Annotated in this window: 14 protein-coding genes, 5 tRNA genes and 2 rRNA genes (1 of these 21 cut by a window edge); 18 read left to right on the top strand and 3 right to left on the bottom strand. The window is 59.8% G+C overall.

The genetic code is table 11. The features are described 5' to 3' along the window. Both B5T_RS18910 and rrf read left to right on the top strand, forming a co-directional pair. A 23S ribosomal RNA gene (locus B5T_RS18910) occupies positions 1–966 on the top strand (it extends 1923 nt beyond the left edge of the window). Positions 967–1118: 152 nt separating this feature from the next. Continuing rightward, positions 1119–1234 (top strand): 5S ribosomal RNA (rrf, locus tag B5T_RS18905). Between the two features lie 100 nt (positions 1235–1334). Here rrf and tnpC read toward each other — a convergent pair. The 3 genes from tnpC to tnpA all read right to left on the bottom strand — a co-directional run bounded on the left by tnpC (position 1335) and on the right by tnpA (position 3702). Then, entirely contained in the window at positions 1335–2912 is a 1578-nt protein-coding gene (gene tnpC, locus B5T_RS18900) for an IS66 family transposase (protein ID WP_014992699.1), read from the bottom strand. Between the two features lie 74 nt (positions 2913–2986). After that, positions 2987–3322, bottom strand: coding sequence for an IS66 family insertion sequence element accessory protein TnpB (tnpB, locus tag B5T_RS18895; RefSeq protein ID WP_014992698.1), 336 nt, complete (start codon positions 3320–3322; stop codon positions 2987–2989). Next, on the bottom strand, positions 3319–3702 hold the full coding sequence (gene tnpA / locus B5T_RS18890) for an IS66-like element accessory protein TnpA (protein ID WP_041716686.1): 384 nt from the start codon (positions 3700–3702) through the stop codon (positions 3319–3321). Before tnpA ends, tnpB begins: the two co-directional genes overlap by 4 nt. Positions 3703–4139: 437 nt before the next feature. Between tnpA and B5T_RS18885 the strand changes: the two genes are divergently transcribed. The 16 genes from B5T_RS18885 (at position 4140) to rplL (ending at position 13766) form a co-directional block, all read left to right on the top strand. Beyond that, a complete protein-coding gene (locus B5T_RS18885) occupies positions 4140–5828 on the top strand; it encodes an AMP-binding protein (protein WP_014996129.1) in 1689 nt (562 codons plus the stop codon). 6 nt (positions 5829–5834) lie between these two features. Continuing rightward, positions 5835–6803, top strand: coding sequence for a bifunctional biotin--[acetyl-CoA-carboxylase] ligase/biotin operon repressor BirA (gene birA, locus B5T_RS18880; RefSeq protein ID WP_014996128.1), 969 nt, complete (start codon positions 5835–5837; stop codon positions 6801–6803). Continuing rightward, positions 6800–7534: a type III pantothenate kinase gene (locus B5T_RS18875; protein ID WP_014996127.1), complete on the top strand. Its 735-nt coding sequence runs from the start codon at positions 6800–6802 to the stop codon at positions 7532–7534. The genes birA and B5T_RS18875 overlap by 4 nt, the downstream gene beginning before the upstream one ends. Before the next feature lie 16 nt (positions 7535–7550). Further along, positions 7551–8237: an SPOR domain-containing protein gene (locus B5T_RS18870; RefSeq protein WP_014996126.1), complete on the top strand. Its 687-nt coding sequence runs from the start codon at positions 7551–7553 to the stop codon at positions 8235–8237. A gap of 101 nt (positions 8238–8338) precedes the next feature. After that, positions 8339–8414, top strand: a tRNA-Thr gene (locus B5T_RS18865). 86 nt (positions 8415–8500) lie between these two features. Continuing rightward, a tRNA-Tyr gene (locus B5T_RS18860) sits at positions 8501–8584 on the top strand. Between the two features lie 39 nt (positions 8585–8623). After that, positions 8624–8697: transfer RNA gene (locus tag B5T_RS18855), tRNA-Gly, on the top strand. A 50-nt stretch (positions 8698–8747) separates the two neighbouring features. Further along, positions 8748–8823 (top strand) — tRNA-Thr (locus tag B5T_RS18850). A gap of 149 nt (positions 8824–8972) precedes the next feature. Next, on the top strand, positions 8973–10166 hold the full coding sequence (gene tuf, locus B5T_RS18845; protein ID WP_041717128.1) for an elongation factor Tu: 1194 nt from the start codon (positions 8973–8975) through the stop codon (positions 10164–10166). Positions 10167–10224: 58 nt separating this feature from the next. After that, positions 10225–10300: transfer RNA gene (locus tag B5T_RS18840), tRNA-Trp, on the top strand. A gap of 42 nt (positions 10301–10342) precedes the next feature. After that, positions 10343–10717, top strand: a complete 375-nt coding sequence (gene secE, locus B5T_RS18835; protein ID WP_041717744.1) for a preprotein translocase subunit SecE — start codon at positions 10343–10345, stop codon at positions 10715–10717. A 9-nt stretch (positions 10718–10726) separates the two neighbouring features. After that, complete coding sequence (gene nusG, locus B5T_RS18830) at positions 10727–11269, top strand: transcription termination/antitermination protein NusG (RefSeq protein ID WP_014996124.1); 543 nt, start codon at positions 10727–10729, stop codon at positions 11267–11269. A gap of 89 nt (positions 11270–11358) precedes the next feature. Next, positions 11359–11787, top strand: a complete 429-nt coding sequence (gene rplK / locus B5T_RS18825; RefSeq protein WP_014996123.1) for a 50S ribosomal protein L11 — start codon at positions 11359–11361, stop codon at positions 11785–11787. Between the two features lie 3 nt (positions 11788–11790). Further along, the gene (gene rplA / locus B5T_RS18820; RefSeq protein ID WP_014996122.1) at positions 11791–12486 is read left to right on the top strand and encodes a 50S ribosomal protein L1; all 696 of its coding nucleotides are present in this window, start codon (positions 11791–11793) and stop codon (positions 12484–12486) included. Between the two features lie 296 nt (positions 12487–12782). Further along, a complete protein-coding gene (gene rplJ / locus B5T_RS18815) occupies positions 12783–13316 on the top strand; it encodes a 50S ribosomal protein L10 (protein ID WP_014996121.1) in 534 nt (177 codons plus the stop codon). A 69-nt stretch (positions 13317–13385) separates the two neighbouring features. Then, complete coding sequence (gene rplL, locus B5T_RS18810; RefSeq protein WP_014996120.1) at positions 13386–13766, top strand: 50S ribosomal protein L7/L12; 381 nt, start codon at positions 13386–13388, stop codon at positions 13764–13766. Positions 13767–13901: the final 135 nt, after the last annotated feature.

Raw genomic sequence — 13901 nt, 5'->3', positions numbered from 1 at the left:
TCCTTGTCGGGTAAGTTCCGACCTGCACGAATGGCGTAATGATGGGGGCACTGTCTCCACCCGAGACTCAGTGAAATCGAAATCGCAGTGAAGATGCTGTGTACCCGCGGCTAGACGGAAAGACCCCGTGAACCTTTACTACAGCTTCACAGTGGACTTTGAGCCTGCTTGTGTAGGATAGCTGGGAGACGTTGAAGCAGTGACGCCAGTCATTGTGGAGTCAACCTTGAAATACCAGCCTGGCATGTTTGAGGTTCTAACCCAGGCCCGTTATCCGGGTCGGGGACATTGTGTGGTGGGTAGTTTGACTGGGGCGGTCTCCTCCCAAAGAGTAACGGAGGAGCACAAAGGTACCCTCAGCACGGTCGGACATCGTGCAATGAGCGTAAAGGTAGAAGGGTGCTTGACTGCGAGACCTACAAGTCGAGCAGGTGCGAAAGCAGGTCTTAGTGATCCGGTGGTTCTGTATGGAAGGGCCATCGCTCAACGGATAAAAGGTACTCCGGGGATAACAGGCTGATACCGCCCAAGAGTTCATATCGACGGCGGTGTTTGGCACCTCGATGTCGGCTCATCTCATCCTGGGGCTGAAGCCGGTCCCAAGGGTATGGCTGTTCGCCATTTAAAGAGGTACGCGAGCTGGGTTTAGAACGTCGTGAGACAGTTCGGTCCCTATCTGCCGTGGGCGTTAGAGATTTGAGAGGAGCTGCTCCTAGTACGAGAGGACCGGAGTGGACGAACCTCTGGTGTTCCGGTTGTCACGCCAGTGGCATTGCCGGGTAGCTACGTTCGGACGGGATAACCGCTGAAAGCATCTAAGCGGGAAGCCTCCCTCAAGATGAGATCTCTCTGGGAACTTGATTCCCCTAAAGGGCCGTTGAAGACCACAACGTTGATAGGCGGGGTGTGGAAGCTGCCGTAAGGCGTGAAGCTAACCCGTACTAATTGCCCGTGAGGCTTGACCATATAACGCCAAAGCAGTTGAACTGCATCTGATAGAATGAGTGTTGGATAACGCTCTGACGCTGGACTTCCTAATTTCTCAGAATACTTTGCTGGTTATACCAGTGAGGTAAACAGATTTGGTGATCTGTCAAAACAGATCCCAAGCCGGTTTGCCTGACGACTATAGCGAGTGGGAACCACCTGATCCCTTGCCGAACTCAGAAGTGAAACCGCTCAGCGCCGATGGTAGTGTGGGGCTTCCCCATGTGAGAGTAGGTCATCGTCAGGCTCTTAAATATAAAAGACCCCCGTCACGAACGTGCCGGGGGTTTTTTATATTTAGGATACGATGAGCTCCTGTCCCGTAAGCGTCCGGTAATCCCACCTTGTCAGGCGGAGGTCGGCGCCCAGTTTTGCGGCAGGAGTTCGTCGATGGCGTTGTTCTTGTGCGTCGGCAGCCGAGCCAGCACATCCTTCAGATACGCATAAGGATCGTGGCCGTTCAGCTTCGCCGACTGGATCAGGCTCATGACGGCGGCCGCACGTTGACCACTGCGCAGAGAGCCCGCGAACAGCCAGTTATTGCGCCCCAGCGCCCAGGGGCGGATCTGGTTTTCCACCCGGTTGTTGTCGATCGGCACCGCGCCATCGTCCAGGTAGCGCGTCAGCGCCGCCCAGCGTTTCAGGCTGTAGTCCAGGGCTTTGGCCGTACCCGAGCCGTCCGGGACTTTTTGCCGTCGGGAGATCATCCATTGGTGCAGGGCGTCGGCGATGGGCCGGGCTTTTTCGTTGCGCAAGCGCTGGCGGTCTTTATCCGGCAGATCCTTCGCCTCTCGCTCGATCCCGTACAGCGCACCGATGGACTCCAGCGCTTGGGCGGCCAGCTCACTCTTGTTGGCCACGTGCAGGTCGTGGAACTTGCGACGGGCGTGCGCCAGGCAACCGATCTCGGTAATGCCCTCGCCGAAGCCCGCCTTATAGCCAGCGTAGTCGTCACACACCAGCTTGCCATGCCAGTCCCCCAGGAAGGCGCGGGCGTGTGCGCCCGCCCGGCTGGGCGCGAAGTCGTAGACCGTGGCCTTCAGTTCAGAGAACGAGGTGCTGCAGTAAGCCCACACATAGGCCCGGTGGGTTTTCTTCTTGCCCGGTGCCAGCATCGCTACCGGCGTTTCATCCGCGTGCAGCACCGGCTGGGCTAGCAACTGGGCTCTGAGCGCATCCACCAGTGGCTGCAACCACACACCGCAGGTGCCCACCCACTCGGCCAGGGTGGAACGGGGGATCGCCAGACCGGCCCGGCCGAAGATGCGCTCCTGGCGGTACAGGGGCAGATGATCGGCGTACTTGGCCACCAGCACCTGGGCCAGCAGCCCAGACGTCGGGATGCCTTTGTCGATGACTTGCCTCGGCACCGGCGCCTGGATCAAGGTCTCGCATTGCTCGCAGGCCCACTTGCCCCGGATATGGCGCTCCACCGTGAACTCGCCCGGCACGTAGTCCAGCTTCTCGCTGATGTCCTCGCCGACGCGCTTGAGCGCACACCCACAGCGGCATTGCGTATCCTCGGGTTCATGGTGGATCAGGGTGCGGGGCAGTTGGGGCGGTAGCGGGGCGCGCTTGGGCTGTTGCTTGGCAGCGGCGGGGGGCGCCTGCGTTGGAAGTAACTCGGCCAGCTCCGCCTCCATGGCGGCCAGGTCGGCGTCGATCAGTTCGTCAAGCAACTGGCCCTGCACGCCCTTGAACTGCTCGCTGCGCCGGGCGAACTTGTGGCGCTTGAGCAGCGCCAGTTCGTGGGCCTGTTTCTCGATCACCGCGTCGCGGTGACGGATCGCTTTTTCTTGTTGGCTGAGGGTCCGGTCATTTTGGGCGAGGACCCGATCCTTGCTCTCCAAGTGATCGAACAACTCGGTGGCCAGGGCACGGAGTTGGTCGGGAGAGAGGGCGTTGAGGTCAGGGCGCGAGGTCATGCGGACAGTATGCCAAGCCAGCGCCCGGTGGGCGATTGGAGGTTGGGCGTATAGCCAACGGGAACGAGGTGTGGTTACAGCACCGAGATCACGGCCTCGTCGCCCAGTCGCTGCCAGGGCAGGCCCTGCACCAGGGCGGCCAGTTGTTCTTCATTCAGGCGCAACTGATCGCCGCGCCAAGCGTCACCCCAGTGGAACTTGCCCCGATGGAGCCGGCGGGCGCACAGCCAGATACCGAAGCCGTCGTGGATCAGCACTTTCATGCGGTTGCCCCGGCGGTTGGCGAACAGGTAAGCCTGATGTGGCTTCGCCGCACCGAACACCTGGATCACCCGGGCCAGGGCCTTGTCCGGTCCGGCGCGCATGTCCAGTGGCGCGGTGGCCAGCCAGATCTCGTCGATGCGGATCATCGCAGCAGCTCGCGTAACAGGGCCAGGCACTGATGGGCTTGCTCGGCGGGCCATTCCACGATGACCGGTCCGCCGGAGCGGGGCACTTCAATGCGGATGCGGTTACCCGACTCCTTGGCGCAAGACCGGTCAGGAGGGCTCGACGCCACCGGTACCGCCAAGGGCATAAACGCGGGTGACGTTATTGTCTGGCCGGCTTGCTCGGCTTCACGGATCCAGCGGCGGACCAGGTTGGCGTTGAGTTGGTTGTCCAGGGCGATCCGGGAGACGGACACGCCCGGTTCCTGACAGGCGGCCACGATGTGCGCCTTGAACTCACGGGAGAAGTGACGGCGACGTCGTGGTTGAGGTTGGGGCTGAGATACGCTTAACGGGTCCATCGATAGTGTCCACTAAGAAATAAGTGGACACTATCGTGAAGGCCGCAACCGTCGACTCAAGATGGGGTCGCCGGACGCTTACCCTGTCCCTACTTCTGGGCCCATGTGACAAGCCCTGCTCCTCCGCTCCGCACCCCGATCCAATCACTCAAGCAGGCCGGGCTTGGACCCAGGCGGGTCATCCTTCATGCCGAGGCGTGGCCCGAAATGCCCGATCACGGTGCACTTTGGACGGACGTCCTTTTTTTGCCGTCAAACCTCTTTATCCCTGCCTGTTGTATCTCTATGCTCAATAATCGTACACAGTTCTAACGGGCCCATGACCACTCGCGGTTGACCTGGGTGCTGTGGTACGCGCTCTTCCGCCGGCTTCGTGTTCCCGAGGCGAAGCGGCATTTGACGGCCTCTCTTCTTGGTTTGGGAAACAGGTGAATACAATGACGAATCAGAATAACGTAACCATGAAAACACCGATTCAAGCACTTCAAGATCGTTACCAGCAGCAACCCGGCGACGTGGCCATGGTGCAACCTCTGGGCGGGGATCGGGTTCGCCGATACACCTGGAAAGAGGTCTCTGATGAGGCCCATCGCATGGCGTCCTATCTGCGGGCCCAGGGGATCCAGTCCGGTGACCGGGTGGCCCTGGTGTCCAAGAATTGCGCCGAATGGATTCTGGCCGATCTGGCGATCTGGATAGCCGGCGCGGTCAGTGTGCCGCTGTATCCGACCCTGGTGGCGGATTCGGTAAGGCAGATCCTCGAGCATAGCGGATCCCGCCTGTTGTTCGTCGGCAAGCTGGACGACTGGGACATCATGAAGGACGGCGTGCCGGAAGGGATTGAGCAGGTCGCTTTTTCCTTGGCGCCGGAAGAGGTACTTCAGTCCTGCCCGGTATGGACTGACATCGTGGCTCAGAATGAGCCGCTGACCGAGGTGGCGCAACCGGGCCCGGATGACCTCGCCACGATCATTTATACCTCGGGGACCACGGGGACCCCGAAGGGCGTGATGCACCAATACCGCAGTCTCTCCGCCGTTGGCGATAAAGTGATCCGGGTTTATAACCTGGAGCCATCCGACCGGATGATCTCCTATCTGCCCCTGTCTCACGTGGCGGAACGGGCGGCGGTGGAAACCGCCCTGCTGTACGTCGGAAACACCGTCTACTTCGCCGAGTCCCTGGATACCTTTGGTGAAGACATCAAGCGCGCCAAGCCGACGCTTTTCTTCGCGGTGCCCCGTATCTGGTCCAAGTTCTATCAGAAAGCGTCGGAGGCGGTGCCGCCGAAGAAGCTCAATACCCTGCTGAAAATTCCGCTGCTGAACAAGGTGATCAAGAAAAAGGTGCTGGGAGCCATGGGGCTGGACGAGTGCCGGGTGGCGCTGTCTGGTGCGGCGCCGCTGTCCACCGAGATCATTTCCTGGTTCAACACGCTGGGCCTGGAGATTCTGGAAGTTTACGGAATGACCGAGAACTTCGGGTGGTCGCATACCACGGTGCAGGGTGATCAGCAGATTGGATGGGTCGGCACCCCCAATGATGGGGTAGAATGCCGCATCGGTGAAGGTGGCGAGGTGCTGGTTCGCAGCGTCGGCAACATGAGCGGCTATTACAAGCAGCCGGATTTGACCGCTGAGGTGCTGTCCGAGGACGGTTGGCTGAAAACCGGTGACGTGGGTGAGATCGATGAAGGCGGCCGGTTGCGGATTACCGGGCGGATCAAGGAGATCTTTAAAACCGAGAAAGGGAAGTACGTGGCGCCGGCACCGATCGAAAACCGTCTGGCCAGCCAGCCTGGTGTCGAGCTGGTATGCGTGATTGGGGCGAATATGTCGCAGCCCATCGCTTTGTTGAACCTGACGCCGGAAGAACAGGGCAAATTGAGCAAAGGCGCTGAGAAAGAGCATTTTACCCAGCAACTGAATGAATTGCTGACCCGGGTAAACAATCAACTCGACCCTCATGAGCGGCTTGCCTCCCTGGTGGTGTGCAAGGAGCCCTGGGGCGTGGAGAATGGTCTGGTGACCCCCACGCTGAAGCTCAAGCGCAATGAAATCGAAAAACACTACGCGGCGGACTTGCCGGAATGGGCGGCTTCCCGTGGTGTGATCTGGGAGCATTGATTGTAGATGGAATACAGTGCGGATCTGCCCCTCGTTCAGGTTTTGGCCGACGGGCGTTTCCATTCCGGGGCGGATCTCGGCGAGGTGCTTGGCATTTCCCGGGCCGCCATCTGGAAACGGATACAACGCCTGGCGGAGCTGGGTCTGGACGTGGAGTCGGTTCGTGGCAAGGGCTATCGGCTGGCCCGGCCCCTGGACCTGTTGGATGAGAGCCGACTGAGTGAGGGGCTGGCCGGCCGGGCCGAGCTGATTTTCAGCCCGGTGACCGGATCCACCAACGCTGATGCGCTTGCCTTGGCCGTGGAAGGGCGGGAAGGCCCTCTGGTGGTCACCACCGAATTTCAAAGTGCCGGCCGTGGCCGGCGCGGACGCCAGTGGCGGTCACCTTTCGCCGCCAATATCTACCTTTCCGTTCTATACCGGCTGCCGGGTGGTTTTGCCTCCCTGGGCGGGCTCAGCCTGGCCGCGGGGGTCGCGGTCAGCCAAGTCCTGGAGCAAGCCTGCCCGGGGCTGCCATTGGGGCTGAAGTGGCCCAATGATCTGCTGGTGGAAGGGCGTAAGCTGGGTGGGGTATTGATCGAGCTGGCTGGTGAAATAGAGACGCAGGTTCAGGTCGTGGTCGGTGTGGGGATCAATGTGGCCATGCTGGATGCGCAGGCCGACAGCATTGACCAACCCTGGACCAGCCTGCTGCAGTATGGTGACCTGAGCATGTCCCGTACTGAACTGGCCGAGTCACTGTCCGGTGCGCTGCTGAATATGCTGGACACCTTTGTCGCCCGAGGATTCGCGGCTTTCGTGCCAGCCTATCGGGAACTGGACCTGGTGCGGGACAAGGCGGTGACGGTGATCACCGCCGGCAAGTCGCAGACGGGGATCGCGCGGGGGGTCGCCGAAGATGGGGCTCTGTGCGTGGAGATCGAGGGTAAGCGCCACTATTTGCATGGCGGCGAAGTCAGTTTGAGATTGCAATGAAGTTGTTTATCGATGTGGGGAATACGGCCCTGAAATGGCGCCGCCGCCGTGGCGATGATATCGAGCAGGGCGGTGGAACCCATCGGCGGGATTGGGAGGCGGCTCTGCGTGACCCTCTCGCTTCGCATCAGCCCTTTGACTCCGTCTGGGTCGCCTCGGTGGCGGGGGCGGAAGCGGATGCCAGGATTGGTGTGTTGATCAGGGAGGCCACCGGGCTGGCGGCGGAATTCTATTATTCCGTTCGGGACGATTTTGGTGTCCACAACTGCTATCCCGAGGCCCGGCGCCTGGGGGTGGACCGCTGGGTTGCCTTGATCGAATGCCATCGGCGCCACGGGGCCGGTATCGTCGTGGATTGCGGCAGCGCTCTGACTATCGACGCAGTGGATGAGGATGGCGTGTTTCTCGGCGGCTACATCGTGCCGGGGCTGGGCATGCTCCGTACCGCCTTATTGCGCGATACTGCGGATGTGCATGTCGGCCCGGGTCAGGCCGGACTGGGGTTGGGGCAGTCCACTGGCGAATGCGTCCATAACGGTCTGTTGCGCATGTCTGTGGCCTTTGTCACGGATGTAGTGGTTGAACTGCGTGAACGGCTTTCCGATACTTGCCCGGTACTGGTAACGGGCGGGGATGCCCGGGAACTGAGCGCCTCCTTCCCATTCGATTTCGACCTGCAGCCGGATCTGGTGCTGGACGGGCTGGAGCGGGTGGCTGCTCGACAAAAATAACCTGGGGGCGCGCGCTGTGCGTTGGGTATTTTATACGCTGTTGGTAGCCAACCTGGTTTATCTGGGTTGGCACCTGACAGTTGATCGATTGGAAGGGACCTCCCTGGCTTCAAGTCCGCAGTCCGCCGCGAAAGCGTCGGCGACTGGCGCTGCGTCCTCTTTGGCGCTGCTCACTGAGCAGCCTCAACCCGACAGGGCTGCCTTGGCGGCGGCCCCCCCTTCTCAGACCGCGTCATGTACCGTTGTCGGCCCCTGGTCCGACAGTGACGCGGCTCGCCGGGCGAGAATACAACTGAGGGCGGCTGGTCTGGCGGGGCGGATCGAGCCCGTTCGGGTAGAGAAGGATCGTCTGAACTGGGTCTACCTTCCTCCTTTCGAGTCTCGCCGGCGCGCGCTGGAGGCACTCAACGAATTGCAGGCCCTGGGAGTGGACAGTTTTGTCGTCAAAGAGGGCGATTATGCCAACGCCATTTCCCTGGGATATTTCTCCAGTGTGGAGTCTGCGGAAGGTTTGCGCACAAAAATGCGTAATGCCGGCTACCCTGTCTTCGTTCGTGAGACCGCTCGGGAGGTGACGGAGTATTGGATTTATTTGCCCCCGACGGAAGATGGCGGGGCTGCTCTGGCTGATTTTCTGGTTGGAAACCCGCAGGCGGGTCGTAGCAAGAGTCAGTGTCCGGGGAACGCTCAGTGGAAAGGGTGACTGTCAGGTCATGATGTTCTTGCCCGGGGTGGCGAGAAGCGATTGCAGACCCCTTGGGGTTTCTATAGAATGCGCAGCCTTTGAAGCAAAGCTCGCTTCATGCTGGCGTAGCTCAGTTGGTAGAGCAGCTGATTTGTAATCAGCCGGTCGGGGGTTCGACTCCTCTCGCCAGCTCCACCTTTTCTGCCGCGCCAGGAGCTTGAAAGCCCCTGAAAACATGTTGACAAGGGGCTGAGCCGTAAAGAGAATGTAGGCCCTTTTCTGGAGGGGTTCCCGAGTGGCCAAAGGGATCAGACTGTAAATCTGACGCGAAAGCTTCGGAGGTTCGAATCCTCCCCCCTCCACCAGATATATCGCCAGCAAGCTGGCGGGCAGACAGAAGGTTTGCGGGCATAGTTCAGTGGTAGAACCTCAGCCTTCCAAGCTGATGATGCGGGTTCGATTCCCGCTGCCCGCTCCAGGCTGCGGAAGTTCGCAGGCCAACAAAGAGGTCTGCGAAATAAAGGTTACGCTCATGTAGCTCAGTAGGTAGAGCACACCCTTGGTAAGGGTGAGGTCACCGGTTCAAATCCGGTCATGAGCTCCAGAATCCGGGCCCGGGTACCACCTGGGTCCGGCTTTATGTGTCTTGGTGGTGCCAAGATGGTCCGCGGAAGGCGCGGTCCGACAGGGTTTTATCTGGGCAGAGGCGCCGTTCAGACGGAAATGCACAGCCAAGTTGAGAGGTAGAGAGTCGTGGCAAAGGAAAAGTTTGAACGTAATAAACCGCACGTAAACGTGGGCACGATTGGTCACGTTGACCATGGTAAGACGACGCTGACGGCCGCTTTGACGCGGGTGTGCTTCGAGGTGTGGGGTTCTGGTTCGGCGAGCGCCTTCGATCAGATCGATAACGCCCCGGAAGAGCGTGAGCGTGGTATTACGATCGCGACCTCCCACGTGGAGTACGACTCTCCGACCCGTCACTACGCGCACGTTGACTGCCCGGGTCACGCCGACTACGTGAAGAACATGATCACCGGCGCGGCGCAGATGGACGGCGCGATTCTGGTGGTGTCCGCGGCTGACGGCCCGATGCCGCAAACGCGGGAGCACATTCTGCTGTCTCGCCAGGTGGGCGTGCCGTACATCGTTGTGTTCCTGAACAAAGCGGACATGGTGGACGATGAAGAGCTGCTGGAACTGGTTGAAATGGAAGTGCGTGAGCTGCTGAGCGACTACGACTTCCCGGGCGACGACACCCCGATCATCAAGGGTTCCGCTCTGAAAGCGCTGGAAGGTGACACCAGCGAGATCGGCATGCCGGCGGTACAGAAGCTGGTGGAAACGCTGGACGAGTACATTCCGGAGCCGGAGCGTGCGGTGGATCTGCCGTTCCTGATGCCGATCGAGGATGTGTTCTCCATCTCCGGCCGCGGTACCGTGGTAACCGGTCGTGTGGAGCGTGGCATCATCAAGGTGGGTGAAGAGATCGAGATTGTGGGTATCAAAGATACCACCAAGACCACCTGTACCGGTGTTGAGATGTTCCGCAAGCTGCTGGACGAAGGCCGCGCGGGTGAGAACGTTGGCGTGCTGCTGCGTGGCACCAAGCGTGACGAAGTGGAGCGTGGTCAGGTTCTGGCGAAGCCGGGATCGATCACCCCGCACACCAAGTTCGTTGCCGAGGTGTACGTGTTGGGCAAGGACGAAGGTGGTCGTCACACTCCGTTCTTCAACGGCTACCGTCCGCAGTTCTACTTCCGTACCACCGACGTGACCGGTGCCTGTACGCTGCCGGAAGGCACCGAGATGGTGATGCCGGGCGATAACGTGCAGATGGACGTTGAGCTGATCGCACCGATCGCCATGGAAGACGGTCTGCGCTTCGCGATCCGCGAAGGTGGCCGTACCGTTGGCGCCGGCGTGGTGGCCAAGATCGTAGAGTAAGACAATTCGAGGCCGGGGCTTCGGCTCCGGCCTGTTTTGTTTCTGAATACTGAGTTACAGGCCAGTAGTTCAATTGGTAGAGCACCGGTCTCCAAAACCGGCTGTTGGGGGTTCGAGTCCCTCCTGGCCTGCCAATTTTCCCAGAGCTGCCGTCAGGCGGCGGGGTGCATCGGCAGATGAACGAGAAAGTTGAAGGACAATCTGGGTCCTCCACTCTAGAGGTCATCAAGTGGCTTGTCGTTGCCGCTCTGGTGGCCGCTGCTGTTTTTGGCAACAGCTATTTCTCCGACGTGTCTCCCCTGTATCGGGCCCTTGGCGTGGTGGCGGTTGCCCTGGTTGCGGCCTTCGTGGCTTTGCAGACCGAGCAGGGCAGGTCCTTCAATCAACTGCGTAAGGACTCCATGGTGGAGCTGCGCAAGGTGGTGTGGCCCACCCGTCAGGAAACGCTGCAGACCACGCTGATCGTTCTGGTCTTCGTGGTGATCGTGGCGCTGCTGTTGTTCGTGCTCGACTGGGCGCTCAGCGGCCTGATCTCGACGCTCATCGGCTAAGGGGTACACATGGCTAAGCGCTGGTACGTGGTACACGCCTATTCCGGCTTTGAAAAGCACGTCAAACGGGCTCTGGAAGAACGCATCAAATTGCGCTCCATGGAAGAGTTGTTTGGCGAAATTCTCGTGCCCACCGAAGAGGTGGTCGAGATTCGTGGCGGTCAGAAACGTAAGTCCGAGCGGAAATTTTTCCCAGGCTATGTGCTGGTGCAAATGGAGATGTGCGACGACTCCTGGCATTTGGTAAAGGAAACGCCGAAGGTCATGGGCTTCATTGGAGAAGATCCGAAGAATCCCGGGCGTGTTTCTCCGATTACCCAGAAAGAGGCGGATGCCATCCTGCGTCGCATGGATGACGCTGTTGAAAAGCCGAAGCCCAAGACGCTGTTCGAGCCCGGCGAAGTGGTGCGGGTTGTCGATGGGCCCTTTGCCGATTTCAATGGCGTGGTCGAGGAAGTCAACTACGAGAAGAGCCGGCTGCACGTGGCCGTGCTTATTTTCGGTCGCTCTACTCCGGTGGAGCTGGAATTCGGTCAGGTTGAAAAGACCTGACGCCCGTCCCGGCGATCTGCGCCGGGTTGTCGACAACCTGAGGGGAGCCTGTTTCATTCGGGCGTTCGCACCCAAGGAGTCTCAATAGCATGGCTAAGAAAGTACAAGCCTACATCAAGCTGCAGGTGGCAGCGGGTCAGGCTAACCCTTCACCGCCTGTTGGTCCCGCGCTGGGTCAGCATGGCGTGAACATCATGGAGTTCTGTAAGGCGTTCAACGCCCAGACTCAACAGCTGGATGCCGGTGCGCCGGTGCCGGTGGTGATTACGGTTTATAACGACCGTTCCTTCACCTTCACCATGAAGACACCGCCGGCCGCCTACCTGCTGAAGAAAGCAGCGGGTATCAAGAGCGGTTCCGGTGAGCCCAACACCAAAAAGGTGGGCAAGGTGAATCGTGCGCAACTGGAAGAGATCGCCAAGGCGAAAGAACCGGATCTGACGGCTGCCGATCTGGACGCCGCCGTGCGCACCATCGCGGGCTCCGCCCGTTCCATGGGCCTGGACGTAGAGGACTAAACAATGACCAAACTGTCCAAACGCGCCCGCGCCATCCGCGAAAAAATTGAGCCGGGCAAGGCGTACCCGGTGGAAGAGGCGGTAGCTCTGTTGACCGAGCTGTCAGCGGTGAAATTCAAAGAGTCCATTGATGTGGCGGTGAACCTGGGCGTCGACCCGCGTAAATCCGACCAGAACGTCCGTGGTGCTTCCGTTCTGCCTCACGGTACCGGGAAAACCGTTCGTGTGGCGGTGTTTGCTCAAGGCGCCAAAGCCGAAGAAGCGAAAGAAGCCGGCGCCGACGTGGTGGGCTTTGACGACCTGGCCGAGCAGGTTCAGGGCGGCGAAATCAACTTTGATGTGGTGATTGCTTCTCCCGACGCCATGCGCGTGGTCGGCAAGCTGGGTACCATCCTTGGTCCTCGCGGCCTGATGCCGAACCCGAAAGTGGGTACCGTGACCCCGGATGTGGCTCAGGCGGTGAAAAACGCCAAGGGCGGCCAGGTGCGTTACCGTACCGACAAGGGTGGCATCATCCATTGCACCGTTGGTCAGATCGGTTTCGATGCCAATGCCATCAAGGAAAACGTGGAAGCACTGATCGCCGACCTGAAGAAGGCGAAACCGGCTTCCGCCAAGGGCGCGTACTTCAAGAAAGTAACGCTGTCCAGCACCATGGGCCCGGGCCTGGCGATCGATACCGCCTCTCTGGCTATGTAAGGTATATGGGTCGCGCCGATTGATTGGCGCGGCCCACGTTCTTTGATCCCGGCGGCATGCCGTCGGGGCGTCAAAGACCGCAGGTCCGTCCTGCGAGACGCAGTCTGGCTTTATGAGCTCAGGTCTCGGGGAGGGTTAAGGGGTGACCGCCTGCGTAGGCGCGGTAGTTGCAAATCCTGTGTCAAAGCAGGGGCTGGCTTCCGCGATAACGACCGGGTAACCGGTCATGGCAACCGCCGGATCCTCGGTTACGCAGTCTGGGAATCCGGTTTGTTTGTGAATCCAGGAGGTAAATTGTGCCTTTGAATCTGGAGGACAAACGGGCGATTGTGGCTTCGGTGAACGCTGTTGCTTCCGAAGCGCTGTCTGCTGTGGTTGCCGACTATCGTGGTCTTTCCGTGGCTCAGATGACCGAGCTGCGCAAGAAGGCCCGCGAAACCGGCGTGTATCTGAAAGTAGTTCGGAACACGCTGGCCAAGCGTGCTGTTGAAGGTACCGAATATGAGTGCCTCAACGATTCGCTGGTCGGCCCCACTGTCCTGGCGTTTTCCCAAGAAGATCCGGGCGCTGCCGCTCGGCTCATCAAGGATTTCGCCAAGGATCATGACAAGCTCGAAGTGAAAGCGCTGGCTGTCGGCGGTGTGGCGTATGGTGCTCAGGATATCGATGTCCTGGCCAAGCTGCCTACCCGCGACGAGGCCCTTGCTCAGCTTTTGTCCGTCATGCAGGCCCCGGTGGCCAAGTTTGTCCGTACCCTCAACGAGGTGCCTGGCAAGTTTGTTCGCACGATGGCCGCTGTGAAGGACAAGAAACAGCAGGAAGCTGCCTGACATTAAGTCTGGCGGCGTAACTACCCGATCCAATCGTGATCGCCCGTACGGTGATTTAGGAGATTGAAAATGGCCGTTTCCAAAGAAGATATCCTCAGCGCAGTTGCTGAAATGAGCGTTATGGACCTCGTCGAACTGATCGAGGCCATGGAAGAGAAGTTTGGCGTAACCGCAGCTGCCGCAGTGGCAGCCGCACCGGCAGCTGCCGGTGGCGACGCTGGTGCCGCCGCGGAAGAGCAGACCGAATTCGACGTGGTTCTGACCGGTTTCGGCGACAAGAAAGTCGGCGTGATCAAGGCAGTTCGCGAAGTAACTGGTCTGGGTCTGAAAGAAGCGAAAGACTTGGTCGAGGGCGCTCCTGCTCCGGTCAAAGAAGGCGTTTCCAAAGACGAAGCCGAAGAGATCAAGAAAAAGATCGAAGAGGCTGGCGGTACCGCCGAGCTCAAGTAAGCGCGGTAACGCCATGTCTTTCCGCGACAACGAGGAAAGGCGCCGGCTGGCAGCTTAAGGGCTGCCAGCCTTTTGTCGTTTCTGTACGAACGGTTTCGTGCAGAGATATCACCCTGGGGTGATAGGTGGTCAACA

The organism is Alloalcanivorax dieselolei B5 (assembly GCF_000300005.1).
In the GTDB taxonomy this organism is placed as follows: Bacteria; Pseudomonadota; Gammaproteobacteria; order Pseudomonadales; family Alcanivoracaceae; genus Alloalcanivorax; species Alloalcanivorax dieselolei.
Note: the sequence above shows the minus strand (reverse complement) of the source record. Positions and strands in the feature narration are given on the sequence as shown.